Below are 18,986 nucleotides of genomic sequence, written 5' to 3' on the forward strand. Positions count from 1 at the left end.
AATTCGCCCTGATCATTGCTTCATATAAAAATAATACACACTTCAGATGGGTACGGTTTCTGCCCCACCACATGGCATTCCTCATAAGGTGCTAACCTGCCTGTCCGAAACTCACTATGAATTTACCTATAAAATAATCTTCCTCAAAAAAATCACTTACAGCAGTCAGCTTAACTTTCTTCTTCAGTTGATGCAATTCCTCATCAAGATCTCCGCCTTTCAGCAACAACCATCCGTTTGGCAATTCATTTTTACTTTCTACGGAAACAAGATGTCTTGTCCATCCATAGAGCGTATTCAGGGGCGCTACAGCCCTGCTTACCACAAAATCGAAACGGCCTTGCACATCTTCCACCCTTGCATGGAGTGCTTTCACGTTCTTCAACATGATAGCTTCTGCGACAGCTTGAACTACTTTTATTTTTTTCCCGGTAGCATCGATCAGCAAAAATTGCACTTCGGGAAACAAGATGGCGAGTGGTATGCCAGGGAAACCTCCACCCGTCCCGACATCAATAATGCGGGTTCCCGGCTTAAATGAAATCATTCTCGATATAGCCAGTGAATGCAAGACGTGGCGCTCATATAATTGGTCAATATCTTTCCGAGATATCACGTTGATCTTTGTGTTCCAGTTGCGATAAAGATTATCCAGTTGCTTAAATTGTTCCAGCATGCCATCTGCCATTTGCGGGAAATATTTCAACAGATGGTTCATGGTACAGGCAATATGGATAGTTTACATGTGTTCTTTGCTGCCATCCAGTATCTGGAACAGTAAGCCCTTGGCACGAAACAGTTGTGCCTTTACCGTGCCCAGCGGCAAACCGGTCTCCTCCGCTATTTCCTCATATGACAATTCATCATAATATCGAAGTTCAATGAGCACCCTGTATTTCGGATTTATTTTTTCGATTACCTCCCGAAGCAGTTTGTTCCGCTGCTTTTTAATATAACTTTCTTCCGGATCAGGTGCAGAGCTTTGCACATCAATCCTGAAAGTCTCTCCCTGATCATTTTCATTTACCTCAAACAGCGATAATGTTTCCACCTTTTTTTTCCTGATAAAATCAATGCTGTTATTCAATGCGATTTTATATAACCAGGTACTGAAAGCAAATTCAGGAGTGTACTTCGAAAGGTTGCTGAATGCCTTACCAAAGGCCTCAATCGTAAGATCATTTGCATCATCCTCGTTGTGCACCATTTTCAGTAAAAGGAAATAGATGGAATCCTTATATCGCGACATTAATACGGCGTATGCCCGCTGATCGCCGGTAAGCGCCATTCGCACCAGCTCTATATCCTCTTTGGCACGCGGTGAAAAATCAGGATTTACTTCCATGCTGCCTGCTTGGTTTGAAAGACATCCGGGAACAACTTAAGGTAGTAAATCAAAAAAAAGATATCCAGTACCGGAAAATACCAGAACAGATCGTCTTCTCCCATTCTCTTCATCGAAGGGCTGAAAACAAAACCCTGCACAACCATGCGCAACGCAAATAAAACAAGTGCTTCAGCCTGGTAAGCGGAATACATCATCACCAATAAAAATAAGCAATAAAACAACAGGTGTGTCAGAGAGAAAAGTCCCAACAGCATCATGTGTCCGAATTTATAATATTTGCCGGTACTCACATGCCTTCGCTTCTGTTCCCAGTATTCATCCCATGATTTTTTAGGTTCGGAATAGACGAGGGCATCCTTACTTAACTGAACCCGCGTATTGTTTGATTTTGCTGCTTTGTTAATCAGCAAATCATCATCACCGGAAACGAGGTGCGGGTGCTTGGGGAAAACATTATTGGCAAAAAAAATCTTTTTGCGATACGCCAGGTTCCGCCCAACGCCCATATAAGGTATGCCTGATAATGCGAAAGAAAGGTAGCAAAGCCCGTTTATAAAAGTCTCATATCGGATAAACTTATTGATGAACGTGCCGTATTTCCTGTATGGCGCGTATCCTAACACAATTTCCGTTTCCCCGGTAAAAACAGCGGTCATGCTGCTGATCCACCGACTGCCTGACGGAGTACAGTCAGCATCAGTCAGTAATACCAACTCATGTTTTGCGGCCCTTATACCAACCGTTAACGGATACTTCTTGCCCTGCATGATGTTTGAATCCTGCTTTATCGTACGCACCACGAGTTGCGGATACCTGGCTGACAGGCGCATCAGCAAAAGCTCGGTGTCATCAGCTGAATTATCATTTACGACTACCACTTCAAAGTCCGGATAATCCTGTTCCAGTATCATCGGAAGATTCTTATCAAGCCGTGCAGCTTCATTCCTGGCACAGATAATCACTGAAACCGGCTGTGCATGCTCCACATGCTTCGGCTGCCTGTAAGCAGCAAGAGAACGGAACACTATCAACAGGTATAAAAGCTGAATTATCGCTGTTACAACGAATAGAATAAAGAGTACTTCCAATTTGCCTTATTTTGAGCCGCCAAAAGTAAATAAATCAGTGTTCTTTTTCCGTGAACCAACTACATGCAATTTGATATAGATGCCATAGATCCGAAGTCGTCGGCGCGCGCAGGAACCATTACCACCGGTAACGGGAAAATAACAACGCCCATCTTCATGCCCATCGGCACCACCGGTGGGGTGAAAGCCGTTCACTTTCGTGAACTGGAACAAACGATCGGTGCACAGATTATACTGGGTAACACGTATCATCTTTATCTCCGTCCCGGACTTGAAGTTTTGCAGGAGGCCGGCGGTCTGCATGGCTTCAACGGATGGAAGAAACCGATCCTCACTGATAGTGGCGGCTACCAGGTCTTTTCACTGGCTGACCGCCGAAAAATAACGGAAGAAGGTGCAAAATTTCATTCGCACATAGACGGTTCAAAACACCTGTTCTCACCCGAGAAAGTGATGGATATCCAGCGGGTGATCGGCGGTGATATCGTGATGGCATTTGATGAATGCCTTGCCTGGCCCAGTGAATACAAGGCTGCAAAAAAATCAATGGAGCTGACTCACCGTTGGCTTGAAAGATGTAGCATCCGGTTTACGGAAACACAACCCCTTTATGGTTATCATCAGTCGTTGTTTCCCATTGTTCAGGGAAGCACTTTCACCGACCTGAGAAAACAATCAGCGGAAATTGTCGCATCAAAAAATGCCGATGGCAATGCCATTGGAGGACTGTCTGTTGGCGAACCTGCTGCGGAAATGTATGAAATGACCGACGCCGTCTGCCGGATTCTTCCGCATGATAAACCGCGTTACCTCATGGGCGTGGGCATGCCTGACAATATCCTGGAATGCATTGCTTTGGGGATTGACATGTTTGATTGTGTAATCCCGACACGCAATGGAAGAAACGGTATGCTGTTTACCACGCAAGGTATAATCAACATCAAAAATAAAAGGTGGGAAAAAGATTTTTCCGCGCTGGATGACCTCGATAATTTTGTCAGCCGCGGGCATTCAAAAGCCTTTCTCCGCCATTTACTGATACAGCAAGAAATCCTGGGATGCCAGGTCGCCAGCGTGCATAATCTCTGTTTTTACGTGTGGCTGGTGAAGGAAGCAAGGGAGCATATTATTGCAGGAGATTTTGCAACATGGAAAGTAAAAATGGTAAAGCAGCTGATGACGCGACTGTAGCGATTGCGGCCGAGCAAAAATAAAATGAATGCTGATGAGTTATTATTCACAATGCCGCTTTTACCGTAACCTTGCCTGAGCGGATGATGCATATCAAAATTCTCGATCGTTATATCATCAGGAAGTTCCTCGGCACTTTCTTTCTGACCCTGGCACTGTTTATCCTGATTGCCATTGTTTTTGACGTAACCGAAAAACTGGAAGATTTCCTGGATGGTGATGTGCCATTATCAGAAATTATTTTTGATTACTACTTCAATTTCATTCCATATTTCGCCGTCTTGTTTACGCCGCTTTTCTTGTTTGTGGCGGTAATATTTTTCACATCAAGAATGGCTTACCGCTCGGAAATCATTGCCATCCTGAATTCCGGCATCACATTCAACAGGATGCTGTTACCTTATATGATTGCTGCCGGCATCGTGGCAGCACTAAACATATATGCCAATCACTGGCTGATTCCCAATGCAAACAAGACACGCATCGCATTTGAAGATGAGTACATCGGTTACAGGCCCCGGAATACCGGCCGCGATATTCATATGCAGATTGCCAAAGATCAGTTTATCTACCTGGAAAGTTTCAACTTCGATGACAGTACCGGCTACAAATTTTCTTATGAGATTTTCAACAATGGCAGCCTCGTTTATAAAATCCGCAGCGAAAAGATTAAATGGGATCATAGCAAACAACAGTGGCTGCTGAAGAACTTTATGGTGCGAACAAACAATGATATGCAGGAGACATTAAAAACAGGAAGAGACACCCTGATTTCATATGGGTTCCAGGTAAAGGATTTCGAAAAAAAGCTGAATGAAGTATTTACGATGAATGCCCGTGAACTGAATGAAGTAATCAACGAACTTACCCTGCGTGGTGCCGATAATATTGCCTTTTATGAAGTTGAAAAATACAAACGTACGGCCTTCCCCTTTGCCATTTTTATTTTAACCCTTATCGGCGTTTCGCTTGCTTCCCGAAAAGTGAGAGGTGGTATCGGCCTGCATATCGGTATCGGCATTACCATCAGCTTTGCTTACATTCTGTTTCAGCAGTTTTCACAAACATTTTCTACCAACGGCGACTTGCCAGCTGTCGTCGGCGTCTGGATTCCCAATATCATTTTTGGCGTCGTAGCTGTCGTGCTATACAGAGGAGCGCCCAAATAGAAAATGAAACTGGTGGCAACGTTAACAGCCGTTGAACGAAAAATCTAATCACTGCAAAACTTGCAGTACAGCCTGTAGTTCCTGTCCTGCGAAAAAGATTTTTCGGATATACTTATCTAACTATATGGATAACCGCAACGGTGGCTTACAAAACAGTTGCCGGACCACAAGAAAACGGCACACTATGCAGATTCTTTAATAAATCAGGGAGATTACTCGGGGTTCCGGTATTCCGCATTACCGGCACTGCTTTACCAGGGCAAGGGTTCTTCTGTTGGCTTTGATTCATCTTCATCTTCCATATCATCCATCCGCGATTTCAATATACGCACATTGCTTTCAGTGTTTGGCTTCTCAAAAGAATCCATTTCTGCAAACTTTGCGAAGCGGTCGATAAACTTCACGGGTACATTCGCCAATGCTCCATTACGGTGCTTGGCCACCATAATTTCGGCCAGGCCGACAGTGCTGTTACCATCTGCATCTTCAGTCAGTTTATAGTATTCCGGACGGTAGATGAAAATCACCATGTCTGCATCCTGCTCAATAGCACCGGATTCGCGCAAATCCGAAAGCTGCGGGCGTTTATCACCTCCCCTCGTTTCAACCGACCTGTTTAGCTGCGACAATGCAATCACCGGAATATCCAGCTCTTTCGCGATGCTTTTAAGAGCTCTTGAGATGTTACTGATTTCCTGCTCGCGGTTGCCCTGTTTGGAATCCACCGTGCCACTCATCAATTGCAGGTAATCGATGATGATCATCTGTATGTCATGTTGCATCTTTAAGCGGCGGGCCTTGGCACGCAATTCAAAAATATTGATGGCAGGCGTATCATCGATAAAAAGTGCACATTCCGACAGCTCATCCACTTTTCTCACCAATTGTTCCCATTCATAGCTCTCCAGGTTGGCACGCCGGATCTTCTCAGCCGGAATTTCTGTTTCGGCGGAAATAAGCCTGTTGGTAAGCTGAATGGAAGACATTTCCAGTGAAAAGAATGCCACGGGCTTTTTAAAATCAATCGCGGCATTACGCGCCAATGACAGCACGAATGCCGTTTTACCCATACCGGGCCGTGCGGCGACAATGATCAGGTCAGATCGTTGCCAGCCACTCGTTATGCGATCGAGTAACACAAAACCTGAAGGAACACCCGTGACGGTGTCTTTGTGATCCTTAATGGCCTGCAGCTGATTGAGCGCTTTTGTTACCAAAGCACTGATAGGATTATAATTACGGCGCAGATTCTGATCAGTAATTTCATAAATACCTTTCTCGGCAAAATCAAGCAACTCAAAAACATCCGTGGTATCTTCAAATGCATCACGCACTATTTCAGATGATATACGGATCAGTTCACGTTGTATATATTTTTGTGAAACTATCCTTGCATGATACTCCACGTTGGCCGCAGATGCTACGCGATTGGTGAGTTCCGTTACATAATATGCGCCACCGGCGCTTTCGAGCTCACCGCTTTTACGAAGTTCATCGGTGACGGTAAGAATATCGACCGGCTGTGAACGAAGAAAAAGCCGTTGTATCGCTGCAAAAATTTTGTTGTGCGCTTCCACATAAAATGCCTCAGGCTTGAGGATGTCAATCACCAATGATAAGGCATCCTTTTCCAGCATCAAAGCACCCAACACTGCCTCTTCCAGATCGCGTGCCTGCGGAGGAATACGCCCATATACAAAACTGCTCAGGTCGGCAGCAGGTTTCCTGCGAAGCGACCTCGCTTTGCTTACTACCTTATTGATATCTTCGAATGAATCTGCCATTTTTGAAGAAAGGGAGACAAAGAAAATTAATTAGAAAACACCTGACATGAAAATCAAAATATAAAGTTGTGCACACTTTACGCATCGTCTATTATCAACAGTTTATCAACTTTACACTTGTCGATCAGACAGCTCAACCGGTTGCTTGATAATTAAATGCCAGCAATAAAAAAGCATCAGATCAGAGCTTGATAAAATTTACCAAAGCGTATTGTTATCTCTGCGCAATTCAGCGCAAAACAAGAGCAGGCGATCTGTAAAAACATCATTTGTCTGAAACAACCCAACAGCGGTTACAGTTACTGTATTTGATATAGGTCATACCTGAACGTGGAGGCATATCATTACCCTGAACAACCGTCAGTTTACGCTTAAACGATTACAAGAAAGGATCACTTAAACCGGATTGCATCAACAGGACGCATCCTGGCAGCAACTATAGCCGGGATAATTCCCGCAATAAAACCAATAATGGCAGAAGTGGAGATACCCCAGATGATATTCTTAAGATCGAGCACTAACTTGAAGTTAATAGCTGCGGATAACCCCTGCACTGTAAAAAACACCAGTATCAATCCGAAAATACCACCGATAACGGAAAGAATGATTGCTTCAATCAGGAATTCCAGCAGAATAAAATAATTCTTGGCGCCAAGCGCTTTTTTGATACCAATCAGGTTGGTTCTTTCCCTGACCGACACAAACATGATATTGGCTATACCGAAACCACCTACGAGGATGGCAAAACCTCCAATGATCAGTGCTACCACATCAAGCACACCAAATAATTGCGACAACTGATTAGAGATGATGCTGATTTGATTCAGTGCAAAATTATCTTCCTGGCTGGGTCTTACCCTGCGTTCAGCCCGCATCAGGCCCCTGATTTCATCTTTGAGTTCATCAAGCGGCACTCCATCTTTGGCTTTCACCAGTATAGCCGGCTCTACCTGGAAACCGTCTACCTTCACCTTCGATACCAGGAACTGGTACGGCACCATTACAAGATTATCATTACTGTTTTGTATCAGTGTTTTACCCTCTTTGGCAAAAACGCCGATCACCATTACTTTTTGTCCGTAAACATCAATCTCCCTCCCCAGCGGATCTACATTACCCGGAAACAACTGTGTGGCAACCTCATACCCTATAAGTGCTTTGGGCTGGCCGGCATTGGATTCAGCGGCGGTGAAATACCTTCCTGACTGAAGATCGAGATTCATGATACGGTTATAATCCTGGGTTACGCCGTTAATCGTGGCATTCGTAACATTTCGGTCGCCATATTTAATCACCGGAGCGCCGATCCAGATGGACGTGGCCACGGCATCCGATCCGGTCAGTTTCTCCTGCAGGCCGCGCATCTCATCAAACTTTGCATAGGGCCTGTTCCAGTATTTCCACCATGGATATTCCGTCTCGCCCTCTTCCGGTGCCCATGGAAATTTGGTGATATAGATGACGTTACTGCCAAATTTATTAATACTGGTGCGCAGGTTATTCTCCAGCGAATCGACTGAAGAAAAGATAGAAATAACGCAAAAGATGCCAATTGAAATGCCCAGTAGTGTTAGTATCGTCCGCAATTTATTCACCCGTAATTCACGGATGGCGATGGATACAGATTCGTTGAAAATACGGATGAGAATTCGCATGGAACTGCAAACCTACTTTAAATTAAGAAAACAGCGCCTCAAAATAAATTAGCGGCAGAAGCGAAAAATTCTATCTTTGCAATCCGTTTTTCAAAAATCCGCATGTATCACACCCATAGCCGGTGTTGATTTATTGGGCTTTGATCAACTTTTAATAAACCGTAATTTATTGAAAGTACATGAAACTATCTCAATTCCGATTTGACCTACCACAGTCACTAATAGCACAAACACCTTCGAAGAACCGCGACGAATCGCGCCTGATGATTGTTGAACGCAAGACAGGGAAAATAAAGCACAAGTCCTTTAAAGAAATCCTCACCATCTTCGGGGAAAAGGATTGCCTAGTATTAAACAACACAAAGGTTTTTCCGGCCCGTCTGTATGGACGAAAAGAAAAGACCGGCGCCAAGATTGAAGTCTTCCTGCTCAGGGAACTGAATCATCAGATGCGCTTATGGGATGTTTTGGTGGATCCTGCCCGTAAGATCCGGGTGGGCAACAAACTGTATTTCGGAACAGATGGAATGCTGGTAGCCGAAGTGGTGGACAATACCACATCGCGCGGCCGAACCATCCGTTTCCTCTTTGACGGTACAGATGATGAGCTGAAGGAGACCTTGTACTCACTGGGCGAAACGCCAATTCCAAAGTATATTAAGCGTAAACCTGATGCTTTGGACAAGGAACGCTATCAAACCGTTTTTGCCAAACATGAAGGCGCCGTGGCTGCACCAACTGCAGGTCTTCATTTCAGCCGCGAACTGTTGAAGCGGCTTGAAATCAAAGGTGTTGATATAGCTGAAGTAACATTACATACCGGACTGGGTACTTTCCGACAGATAGAAGTAGAGGACCTCAGCAAACACAAGATGGATGCTGAATATTTCAAGATTGATGACAACACGTGTAAAATTGTGAATCGTGCCATCGACAACCGGGCAAAAGTATGCTCCATTGGTACAACTACAATGCGCGCCATCGAATCTGCAGTTTCAGCACATAAGTATATTAAACCGGTGGAAGGATGGACCAACCTTTTTATTCATCCCCCCTACGAATTCAGTATCGCCAACTGCATGATTTCCAACTTTCATATGCCCAAGACAAGCCTGCTGATCATGGTTTGCGCTTTTGGCGGATATGATCTCATTATGGAAGCATACAAAGTTGCCCTGAAAGAAAAGTACCGCTTTTCAACCTATGGCGATGCGATGCTGATCATCTGACAGACTGCCCATTTGCGTCTGCAGCATTTGGCTTGCACTTCCCTTTCCTGATAGGTTATGCTATCGACCTGTTTTTACTTATCAGTTATATTACCATCGTAATTTTTTTAATGAATTAATGGTCACTTAACTTTTTTTTGCGACCTTTAATTGAATCCTCCAGATGCATCTTAAATTCAGCAATACTTGCGTAAGAAGTATGTAATCATCGCAGCGGCCGGCTACGGATCGCGTATGCAATCAGCCATTCCAAAGCAGTTTCTGATACTGGCAGGCAAGCCTGTTATTGTACATACCATTCTTACCATAGCAGGTATCTGGACTGATGCTGAATTCATTGTTGTGCTGCCTGATGATGAACTGGATCGTTGGGAAAAAATCAGAAAGAAGTTTCTTAAAAAAATAACGATTCATGCTGTTTCCGGAGGCGCAACCAGGTTTCATTCTGTTAAGAACGGACTGAAACAGGTAAAAGCTGACAGTATAATTGCAGTGCATGATGCCTGCCGGCCATTTATCAATGAAGGATTATTGCGGCGGTGCCTTGAAACTGCTTTGGAAAAAGGCAATGCCATTCCTGTTGTTGAAATCAGGGATTCCATACGTGAAGTTATTAAGGATGGTTCTCGGCACAGGAACAGGGCACGTTTCAGAGCAGTGCAAACGCCACAGTGTTTTGATTCGCAGCTGCTGAAGCATGCCTACCGGCAGACCTTCTCCGAAACTTTTACTGACGATGCTTCAGTAGTGGAAAACGGCGGTGTAAAAATAAACCTGGTAGAAGGCGATCCCGGAAATTTCAAAATTACCACGCCTTGCGACCTGGCATTAGCCACTTATTTGCTCAGGCAATCAGAGTAATTGCCACTTCCGAAGACGAATTCGGATGACCATACGGAATTATTTTTTTGTGGCTATGGATGCCGCATTTACTTTAATACAACACTCTCCCTGAATGAAAATCAGCGGCTTCACCTTTATCAGGAACGGTATCAAACTTCGTTACCCTTTCCTGGAATCCATTCAGTCAGTGTTGCCTGTTTGTGATGAATTCATCGTTGCAGTCGGCAACAGTGAAGATGCAACCAGGGTTGCCATCCAGAATCTGAATAATCCGAAGATCAGGATCATTGATACTATCTGGGATGATCAATTACGCACTGGCGGTAAAATACTGGCACAGCAGACCGATACGGCACTTGCTGCCATCACCGGCGACTGGGGCTTCTACCTGCAGGGTGATGAAGTGGTGCATGAAAATGATTTGCCGCTGATTGTTGCCGCCGCTGAAAAATATTTGCATGATACCACTACTGATGGTTTTTTATTCCCTTACTACCATTTCTATGCCAATTATCATTATATATCCAAACCTAAAACAAGAGGCACCTATCCTTACGAAGTGAGGCTGATCAGGAACAACCCAATGATCAGGTCATTCCGCGATGCGCAGGGATTCAGGAAAATTCCGATCGATTCCAATTCCCGGCAACAGGTAACGCCACAAAAATTAAACGTACGGAAAATTGATGCGCACATCTACCATTATGGAAAGGTGCGCGGGCCAAAAGAAGAACTGGAGCGATCGAAAGATTTTCACAGGCTCTGGCATGATGATGCATGGATTAGTGCCTATGCAGCGAACCTGGAATCCTTCCAGTATTATCCTGATTATCCTTTAATCAGATTTACGGGAGAGCATCCGGCAGTGATGAAAAAAAGGATACAGCAAACAGATTGGGATTACCGCTATGATCCTGCTGCTGTGCGTATTCCATTGCGTCACCGGGTCATGAATCTGATTGAAACGGTGACCGGACTTCGTCCGTTTGATTTCAGAAATTATAAACTGATAAAATAATGCAACGTGGTGATGATAACTGCAAGGATGACAGATTAGATGGCAGCCGGGCAATCGTGCTTTAATATTCATCTTCATTAAAGAAGAAATCATCGTGCGTAGGATAATCTGGCCAGATATCGTCAATACCTTCAAAGAGTTCACCTTCATCCTCCAGCTCCTGCAGGTTTTCGATTACTTCAATCGGAGCGCCCGAACGAATCGCGTAATCAATCAACTCATCTTTTGCTGCGGGCCACGGCGCGTCTTCCAGGTATGATGCCAATTCAAGCGTCCAGTACATAAACGGATAGGGGTGTCAAATTTCCCGCAAAAATAGTCGAATAATCAAGAAAGCAAAATTTTTTAGCCTTGCGAAGGACGTTCATTTTGCAATAGCACGAAACACTTTACAGGCGTGGCTTCCAGGGCACTTCTTCAACGTGCTCCATCATAGAAATTTTTCGCGCGAGCACAAACAGGTAGTCAGATAACCTGTTAAGGTACTTAATTATGAGTGGTTCAACCACACTCGATTCATCGAGGTGTGTAACCAGCCGCTCTGTCCGGCGGCAAACTGATCGGGCAACATGACAGGTTGAGTTCGCAATATGTCCTCCGGGCAGCACAAATGATTTCATCTCAGGAAGAGATTCATTCATCTTATCCATTTCCTTCTCCAATAGCTCCACATCACTATCGAGTAAGCCGGGCAACTGCATTCGCGATGTTGCAGGGTCAGTGGCCAGCTGCGATCCTATGGTGAATAACCGGTCCTGGATTTCTTTCAGCACATCCCTGCTGCTCACATCCTGCAACTGATCGCGCACACATCCAATCCATGAGTTCAGCTCATCCACGGTTCCGTAAGCTTCTATGCGAATATGATGTTTGGGTACCCTTGTGCCACCGATTAATTGTGTGGTACCGGTGTCACCTTTCTTAGTATATATTTTCATTTTTGAAGTGTATGTGTCTTGAAGCTATGCTTTGCTGTGTATGCAAAAATAGAGATAGATGGTATCATTTCATGTTGAATCTTTTAAGCAGACATGCACAGTAAATTGCCGGCATTTACATTACAAAATCTATCGTACCGGATGAACGTCGACAATGCAGCAACTAAAATTGATAGCTGAATCCGGAAAATACGCCGCATTTTTACAGCAGTATTTGATTATTACAGTACGCACTTTCATTAAAGAAAACATTACCTTATGTATAAACGATTTACCGCAGCCGGTGCTTTATCAGGAGCCATAGCAGTAGCACTTGGCGCATTTGCCGCCCATGGATTGAAAGATGTGCTGAGTGAAAATGCGCTGCGCATATTTCATACCGGAGTTGAATACCAGTTTTATCATTCACTGGCCTTGCTTGTTACAGGCCTGATCTGTTCAAAAAATCCGTCAGCGCCGGCCAGGGCTGCCGGCAACTTGTTCTTATTGGGCATCGTGCTATTCTCCGGTTCGCTCTATTGTCTTTCAATGACGTCCTCACTGCAGTTTATCGGATTTGTTACTCCGCTTGGAGGATTGTGCTTTATTGCAGGCTGGCTGATGCTCGGTTATGCCACATGGAGAACTAAATAATTAAAGGTATATCATTTATGCTTTGACACATCCGTTAGCAGCCAATCATGCTACATCCAATATTAGATATGAAGAGACCCTGGAAGCAGCAATTTGTTTAGCATCACATCCAAATCATCTGTGAAGGAGAGAAACGCAGGTATGTGATGACACAAAAAAAACTTCCCGCAGGACATACGGGAAGTTTGACTCATTCATATTTTTGATCCGAACTTATTTCTGTTCTTCGGATTCCTCCGGTTGGTTATCCTCTTCTTTAATGGCATCTGGGTCAAAACCCGGATCACCCTGCTCATAAATTAATTCCTTACCGGGAATAGTGCCTATAATCTTAAACTCAGTACGCCGGTTTAACTGGCGGCCATCAGGATTATCTTTACCATTGGGCAGCGTATTGGGCGCAATCTGGTTTGTTTCACCATATCCTTTAGCCTGCAAGCGTTCTACCGGAATACCTTTCTGCACCAGGTAATCCACTACAGATTGTGCGCGTGCCTGTGATAATCGCAGGTTATATGCATCATCACCTTTGCTGTCGGTGTTGGCACCAATTTCCACTATTATAGCAGGGTTCTGATTGAGCAGGTTGGCAATTGTATCCAGCGGCGGGAAAGACTCCGGTCGCAAGGTAGCTTTATCGAAATCATAAAATATATTCTTCACACGGATCGGCTCATTCGGAATCTTCTTCATATACACATCCACCCTTGCAGTATCATTCTCATTTTTCGTGGTCACTGAAAAACTCGCTGATCCGGTAAAATAACCATCCTTGCTGGCCTTCAGTGAATAGACATTCTGTGGCTTGGTATTCCAGAAATACAACGTATCCTTTTTAGAAATGGCCTCGCCAATCTGCTTATCTGATTTGTCAAGGAAGTAAACTTTGGCACCCGGTATCAGCTGCCTTGTATCCTGGTCATAAACATTACCGCGCACAGCATAAAAAACTTTCTTCGGATATTCCACTCTCCAGATATCATCGCAACAGGTTTCACTTTTAACTGACATGGTACCGGGACGGTTGGAAACTATATATCCGGTGTAACCATTATCATCCATTACAAAATACATATCATCAACACTGGAATTAACCGGGTAACCTATGTTTACTGCGGTTTCCCATTTCTTCTGATTGCCGCGTGATTTGAAGATATCATAACCACCCATGCCAACCTGCCCTTCTGAACTGAAATACAAGGTGCCGGTTTTTGAATCATAAAATGGAGTGGCTTCATTCTGTGCAGTGTTCACCTTGCGGCCTACGCTCTGCGGGTTACTGTATTTTCCGTTTTTATCAATCGTTGAAAACCAGATGTCCTGTCCGCCTTCACCGTTTGGCCGGTCGGAAACCCAATACAGCACATCGCCGAGTTTTGAGGTTCCCATGTTAGGCTGTGTATTGGTTGAACCCGGAAAATTGATCTTATCATCCATCTTTTGCGGATCCGTCCATTTACCATTTTTTAATTCACTCAGGTAAATCGCGCAAATCATTTTCATGGAATCAGCAAGCATATCACAACGCGTGAAATAGAATCGTTTACGGTCGGGTGAGAAACAACCGTTACCGGTATGTGCATTATCTGAGTTGAAAGGTGCGGCTGTATAGATGGCGGACTTCTGAAAATTTTCACCGGTTTTTTTTGCTTCATAAAAAGCTGCATATGCATTGTTCTTTTTAATCTCATCCACTAAAATAATGGTGTCAGACTTCAGCGAAGCAAACAATAACGCTGTATCGCCCAGCGGAATAGGTCCGAATTCGGTATAGTTTGCATTTACATTTGCACCGATGTGCGTGATCTTCACGGTGTCGGGTGTTTGCATTTTCTGCATGGCAAGGTCGCAGCCTTTAGCCTGGTTCTTCGCGAATTTTTTATAATTCTGCGAATTCACTCCTTTATATGATTTCTCAAAAGTGTTAAACACTGTTTTTGCTTCTGCATATTTTCCATTGGCTTTTAAAGAAAGTCCGTAATAGTATGGCGCCAGCGGATATAACGGATCATTGGCATCTACCAATTCCTTATACCACTTTTCCGCTTCTTTAAAGTCACGTAACTTATATTCACAATCTGCAATCTGCGACAGCACATAGGCATTACCGGCCTGCTTCTCATTCACTGCCTGATAATATTGTGCTGCATTGAAAAAACTTCCAATACTGTACAGGTAATCTCCCATCTTCAGGCTCTTCTTAAAACTCAGCTTCTGAATGGGTATTTCCTGCGAATCCTGCGACAAAGCGACTCCCGTATTGAGCAGAAAAGCAAGTAACAGGGTGATTCTAAAATATTTCATCTTCATGGTTTTTTAAGATCTGTTTGAGCCGGCTACTGAACGCTTTTGGTGATTTGAGTTCTTCCTGCTCTTATTATTTCAGACTGTTTAAACAATTTATACAATTCAGCAATGACTAATACCTCGGGCAGAACATGATTGGTTTATCCAGCACAAATCCTCCGAGACATCCGGTATAACTCAAGGAGAGTTCAAATCCGCCGTTGTTGTTACTTACGGCGTTTAGTGATGAAGTGTTCACATCGTAGCTGAACCCAAAACGCACGCGTTTGTATTCCAGCCCTGCTACCGCGATGACTGCATCCCCTAACCTGTCATAACCACCAATAAAAAATGCAACATCAGGATTGATATTGTATTCCAGTGAAAGACCAAGATTTATTTCCTGCGCTTTAGACTGCGACATGTACAAAACCTGTGGAATGATATCAAACTTATCTGTTACCCCGATGCGCACACCGCCATGCCCCACGAGCCGCATTCCCAGTTTGTTATCTGAATTGAGAAAGGTTTCCTTGGGAGGAACGAGGTGAAAAAATGAACCACCCAGAAAAAGGGATGATTTTCCACTGAATTCGTATGTAACATACAACCCCGCATTCAGGTCAAAATAACCCATCTTATTATCAAAATTTTCACCGCTCGACAACGTCGGATCAAATTGCTGGCCATCAAACTGATTTTCAAAAGTAAGCTGGCTGGAATTGATTTTCTTCTGAACATAGCCAGGTTGTACACCGATTGACAGGTTGAGTTTCCTGCTGGCATTTAAGGGACGTTGATAGGCCACAGAACCGGCAATAGTCATGTTTGACAAATCACCCGCACCTGCTTTATCATTTAAAACAAGTGCACCCAGTGATAGTGTCCCTGTCTTCACGATACGTTGCAGCACGTTGTTGATATCAAACGAAATCGATGGAGTGGTATACGGATCAGCACTTACACTGCTCCACTGATTCCGGTACATGATTCCAACCCTGTAGTTACAGGAATTCACCCCAGTGAGGGCAGGATTCAGTGTTAACGGAGAAGCATAGAATTGCGAGTAGTGAATATCCTGCGCCATAGAAATCATCACAGGAAGCAGCAGTGACAGCAGTAGTGTAATTTTTTTCATCAGGTTATTTTATTTGTTCGGCAATAAAACGAAGGTGCAAAGAAACCTACATGATTACAAATTATTTGCGGATTCCATCCTAATTAATCTTTGTAACCATTACTGCAGGTGTAATTAAAAATTACTATTTAAAGTTTAAAAAAATCAATTCTGTTATTGAATCATGCAGGAAGCAACTCAATCGCTTTATTAGCGCAGCAACAGGATGTTGCCATGCTTCTCAAATGCTTGACCATTGCTATCCTTACCCTCTATCACATAAATGTATGCCCCTACCTCCGCATCATTGCCGCCTTTGCTGTTGCCCAGCCAGCCTTCATTGATGTCTGAAGTGGTAAAAACAACTTTTCCCCATCTGTCCACAATCTTATAGCTGGTGAGTGTAACAGGGCCCCGCCAGATTATCTTCAGTTCATCATTTATTCCATCTCCATTAGGAGTGAATGCGTTAGGCATTTCCACCAGTGTTTCATTGGTCACATTCACCCGTGTAATGCCGGTAAAGAGGCATCCGTCTGCGCTGGTAATTACAACGTAGTATGTTGTAGAGGTATCCGGCGAAACCAAAGGATTGTAAATGGTGCCATCAGAAATTTTAATCTGCGGTTGCCAGGAATAGGAAGCGTCGGCACCGGCATGTGCAAAGAGCTGTGCGCTTTCACCGGCAAAAATGGTTACCGGTTCACTCACAATTACCTGTGGGTCCGGATACACTTTCACTGTTACATTTACAGTATCCTTACATTGATAAACATTACTTACCACAACGGTGTAGGTAGTTGTAACCATCGGACTGCACAGCGGGCTTGCCGTTTCATCAAAGTCAAGATAGGTCGCCGGGCTCCAATTATAAAAATCACCTCCTTCGGCCCATAATTGAATAGGTTTTCCCGGGCATACGGAAGTATCAACGCCAGCTGATGCCACAAGATTAGGAACCACATTAATGAGTACCGTATCATTATCATGGCATAACGGATTGGTGCCGATAGCCGTAACAATATAATTCGTTGTTACATCGGGAAAAGCATCAGGGTTAGCCACATTAGGGTCGCTCAGGCCGGTTGCAGGGCTCCATGAATAAGCAGTGCCGCCGCTTGCCAGCAATGAAGTAGTATCGCCGAAGCACAGATTCTGGTCTGTTCCGGCATATGGATCGACCTGTGTTACCTGTACTGAAACCGTATCGTAGTTGGTGCAATTACCAAGCGTAACCGCAACCACATAAGCTGTGGAGAAATCGGGGAAGCCAACCGTATTGTAACAGGTGGGACAACTCACCATACCCGCAGGTTGCCATTCATAGGAATAAAACGAACTGTAAGTGACATTCAGCTGTAATGAATCATGTTCACAGATAGTGGTATCATTGGAAACGATAAATGGAAAATCGTCAATTATACTAACAATAAAGCTATCTGTGATAAGTCCGCTGCAGGGTTCAATAGTATAGATGATGATGGTTTCCGTTCCTTCCGTCAGTCCATCTACATTGGCACCAATAAAAATAGACTGTGAAGTGTCGCCCGGATAAAATGCAATGGTATCGGCAATGGTTGTGTAGTCAGTGCCATTGGTAGCCGTGCCGCCTATCACCAAAGGGAAATAGATGGTGTCATTCGTAAAATTATCCAGGTTAATGTTAACAACACCGGGTTGACATCCTTCTACCAGTGTCAGTGCAGAATCGAACGGATTGACGAAATTATTGACACTGTCGGAAACAAAATTCACGTCGTATGGTTGGAGAAAATTGGCCTGAATAAAAACGCCGGAATCATAAATCGGATCACCTGCATCAGCAATTGCAAGCGTAAGGTGATACGTCGCACCGGGAATTACAGGGCTCTTTGCTTCCAGCGGAGTTGTGAAACCGTCATACTGAATAGTAGTGGAAGCGGCATTCGTCGGGCAACCATAGCTGGCATTACAGATAAAATTTGCAGGGTCGTTACATACATAATAAGGCGAGTTTCCCTGGCAATTCACATTGCTGATAGTAACAGGAAAATTAGTGCCGGGCACTTTCGCCATATTCACCATGCCCGTTATGCCGGGCCCGCTGATCCATAATGCAAAAACATCGTTGAAAATCGTACCCACCCATTCTGCATACTCTTCAGAAGCAAAAACATATTTAAAGCGGAGGGTGTCGGTGTTCACCGTTACATCAAAATCCAGCACCGCTGCATTATAGGTAGCCTGACCTGACAGCGTTGTAAGCGGAGGATAGCCCGGGCAACCATTATCCGATGTCTGTGATCCCGTGTTATTGGGTCCAACGGCCAGATTTGCATTGCCGGAAGTTATCAGGATGCCGCTGTCGATTCCAAGATTGGTATTGACTGCGTTAAAAAAACCCGCTGAAGTGCCACAACTGGTGAAAACAATATTGGACGCTGCGCTGCTGCAACCAAGCATGTTATCTACAATCTGCTGTGCAGTTACCGGTGTGGTGATTACCAGTTGAGCCCTTGAAAGTTCAGGAGTAACAGCTAAAAGAAAAAGAATTAACGTAAAAGACAACTGTATACAATGCCTGCCGCGGAGCAAATTTCTTAAACGCATGTAAAGTTGTTTCATGATTTTTAATGGTTATCGCAATATTAAAAAATGGTATCGCAAAACGCTGTGTCTGAATGGCTCAAGTTACGATTTTTAGTCAG

The 18,986-nt window shown here is 44.1% G+C and carries 16 protein-coding genes; 6 read left to right on the plus strand and 10 right to left on the minus strand.

The genetic code is table 11. The annotated features are described in order from the left end of the window. Nucleotides 1-91 precede the first annotated feature (91 nt). The 3 genes from rsmG to K1X61_00560 are packed head-to-tail and all read right to left on the minus strand — an operon-like array spanning nt 92 to nt 2,436. On the minus strand, nt 92-718 hold the full coding sequence (rsmG, locus tag K1X61_00550) for a 16S rRNA (guanine(527)-N(7))-methyltransferase RsmG (protein ID MBX7107112.1): 627 nt from the start codon (nt 716-718) through the stop codon (nt 92-94). A gap of 21 nt (nt 719-739) precedes the next feature. Continuing rightward, nucleotides 740-1,345, minus strand: a complete 606-nt coding sequence (locus K1X61_00555; GenBank protein MBX7107113.1) for a sigma-70 family RNA polymerase sigma factor — start codon at nt 1,343-1,345, stop codon at nt 740-742. Next, nucleotides 1,336-2,436, minus strand: a complete 1,101-nt coding sequence (locus K1X61_00560; protein ID MBX7107114.1) for a glycosyltransferase — start codon at nt 2,434-2,436, stop codon at nt 1,336-1,338. Before K1X61_00560 ends, K1X61_00555 begins: the two co-directional genes overlap by 10 nt. A 63-nt stretch (nt 2,437-2,499) precedes the next feature. On the opposite strand from K1X61_00560, the gene tgt reads away from it, so the two are divergent. Together tgt and K1X61_00570 are read left to right on the plus strand one after the other, a co-directional pair. Further along, complete coding sequence (gene tgt, locus K1X61_00565) at nt 2,500-3,627, plus strand: tRNA guanosine(34) transglycosylase Tgt (protein ID MBX7107115.1); 1,128 nt, start codon at nt 2,500-2,502, stop codon at nt 3,625-3,627. A gap of 83 nt (nt 3,628-3,710) precedes the next feature. Further along, nucleotides 3,711-4,796 carry an LptF/LptG family permease gene (locus K1X61_00570; protein ID MBX7107116.1) on the plus strand — a complete coding sequence of 362 codons (1,086 nt, stop codon included), beginning with the start codon at nt 3,711-3,713 and terminating at the stop codon, nt 4,794-4,796. Between the two features lie 251 nt (nt 4,797-5,047). Here the strand turns inward: K1X61_00570 and dnaB are convergent, their stop codons facing one another. Together dnaB and K1X61_00580 are read right to left on the minus strand one after the other, a co-directional pair. Next, a complete protein-coding gene (dnaB, locus tag K1X61_00575; GenBank protein MBX7107117.1) occupies nt 5,048-6,580 on the minus strand; it encodes a replicative DNA helicase in 1,533 nt (510 codons plus the stop codon). Nucleotides 6,581-6,972: 392 nt separating this feature from the next. Further along, nucleotides 6,973-8,235 (minus strand): ABC transporter permease, encoded by a 1,263-nt coding sequence (locus K1X61_00580; GenBank protein ID MBX7107118.1) that lies wholly within the window; start codon nt 8,233-8,235, stop codon nt 6,973-6,975. A gap of 179 nt (nt 8,236-8,414) precedes the next feature. Here K1X61_00580 and queA point away from each other — a divergent pair, with 179 nt between their 5' ends. The 3 genes from queA to K1X61_00595 all read left to right on the plus strand — a co-directional run bounded on the left by queA (nt 8,415) and on the right by K1X61_00595 (nt 11,325). Then, nucleotides 8,415-9,464: a tRNA preQ1(34) S-adenosylmethionine ribosyltransferase-isomerase QueA gene (queA, locus tag K1X61_00585; GenBank protein MBX7107119.1), complete on the plus strand. Its 1,050-nt coding sequence runs from the start codon at nt 8,415-8,417 to the stop codon at nt 9,462-9,464. A gap of 186 nt (nt 9,465-9,650) precedes the next feature. Continuing rightward, entirely contained in the window at nt 9,651-10,325 is a 675-nt protein-coding gene (locus K1X61_00590; GenBank protein ID MBX7107120.1) for a 2-C-methyl-D-erythritol 4-phosphate cytidylyltransferase, read from the plus strand. A 94-nt stretch (nt 10,326-10,419) separates the two neighbouring features. Beyond that, on the plus strand, nt 10,420-11,325 hold the full coding sequence (locus K1X61_00595) for a glycosyltransferase family 2 protein (GenBank protein MBX7107121.1): 906 nt from the start codon (nt 10,420-10,422) through the stop codon (nt 11,323-11,325). Nucleotides 11,326-11,386: 61 nt separating this feature from the next. Here K1X61_00595 and K1X61_00600 read toward each other — a convergent pair whose 3' ends face one another. Continuing rightward, on the minus strand, nt 11,387-11,608 hold the full coding sequence (locus K1X61_00600; protein MBX7107122.1) for a DUF2795 domain-containing protein: 222 nt from the start codon (nt 11,606-11,608) through the stop codon (nt 11,387-11,389). 106 nt (nt 11,609-11,714) lie between these two features. Next, entirely contained in the window at nt 11,715-12,263 is a 549-nt protein-coding gene (locus tag K1X61_00605; protein MBX7107123.1) for a cob(I)yrinic acid a,c-diamide adenosyltransferase, read from the minus strand. A 258-nt stretch (nt 12,264-12,521) separates the two neighbouring features. Between K1X61_00605 and K1X61_00610 the strand changes: the two genes are divergently transcribed. Further along, a complete protein-coding gene (locus K1X61_00610) occupies nt 12,522-12,896 on the plus strand; it encodes a DUF423 domain-containing protein (GenBank protein ID MBX7107124.1) in 375 nt (124 codons plus the stop codon). A gap of 213 nt (nt 12,897-13,109) precedes the next feature. Here the strand turns inward: K1X61_00610 and K1X61_00615 are convergent, their stop codons facing one another. From K1X61_00615 to K1X61_00625, 3 genes are all read right to left on the minus strand, one after another. Beyond that, complete coding sequence (locus tag K1X61_00615) at nt 13,110-15,200, minus strand: OmpA family protein (protein ID MBX7107125.1); 2,091 nt, start codon at nt 15,198-15,200, stop codon at nt 13,110-13,112. A 115-nt stretch (nt 15,201-15,315) separates the two neighbouring features. Further along, nucleotides 15,316-16,320, minus strand: a complete 1,005-nt coding sequence (locus K1X61_00620; protein MBX7107126.1) for a PorP/SprF family type IX secretion system membrane protein — start codon at nt 16,318-16,320, stop codon at nt 15,316-15,318. Nucleotides 16,321-16,509: 189 nt separating this feature from the next. Further along, the gene (locus tag K1X61_00625; GenBank protein MBX7107127.1) at nt 16,510-18,888 is read right to left on the minus strand and encodes a choice-of-anchor L domain-containing protein; all 2,379 of its coding nucleotides are present in this window, start codon (nt 18,886-18,888) and stop codon (nt 16,510-16,512) included. Nucleotides 18,889-18,986: the final 98 nt, after the last annotated feature.

This window comes from Chitinophagales bacterium (assembly GCA_019694975.1).
Classification (GTDB): Bacteria; Bacteroidota; Bacteroidia; order Chitinophagales; family UBA10324; genus JACCZZ01.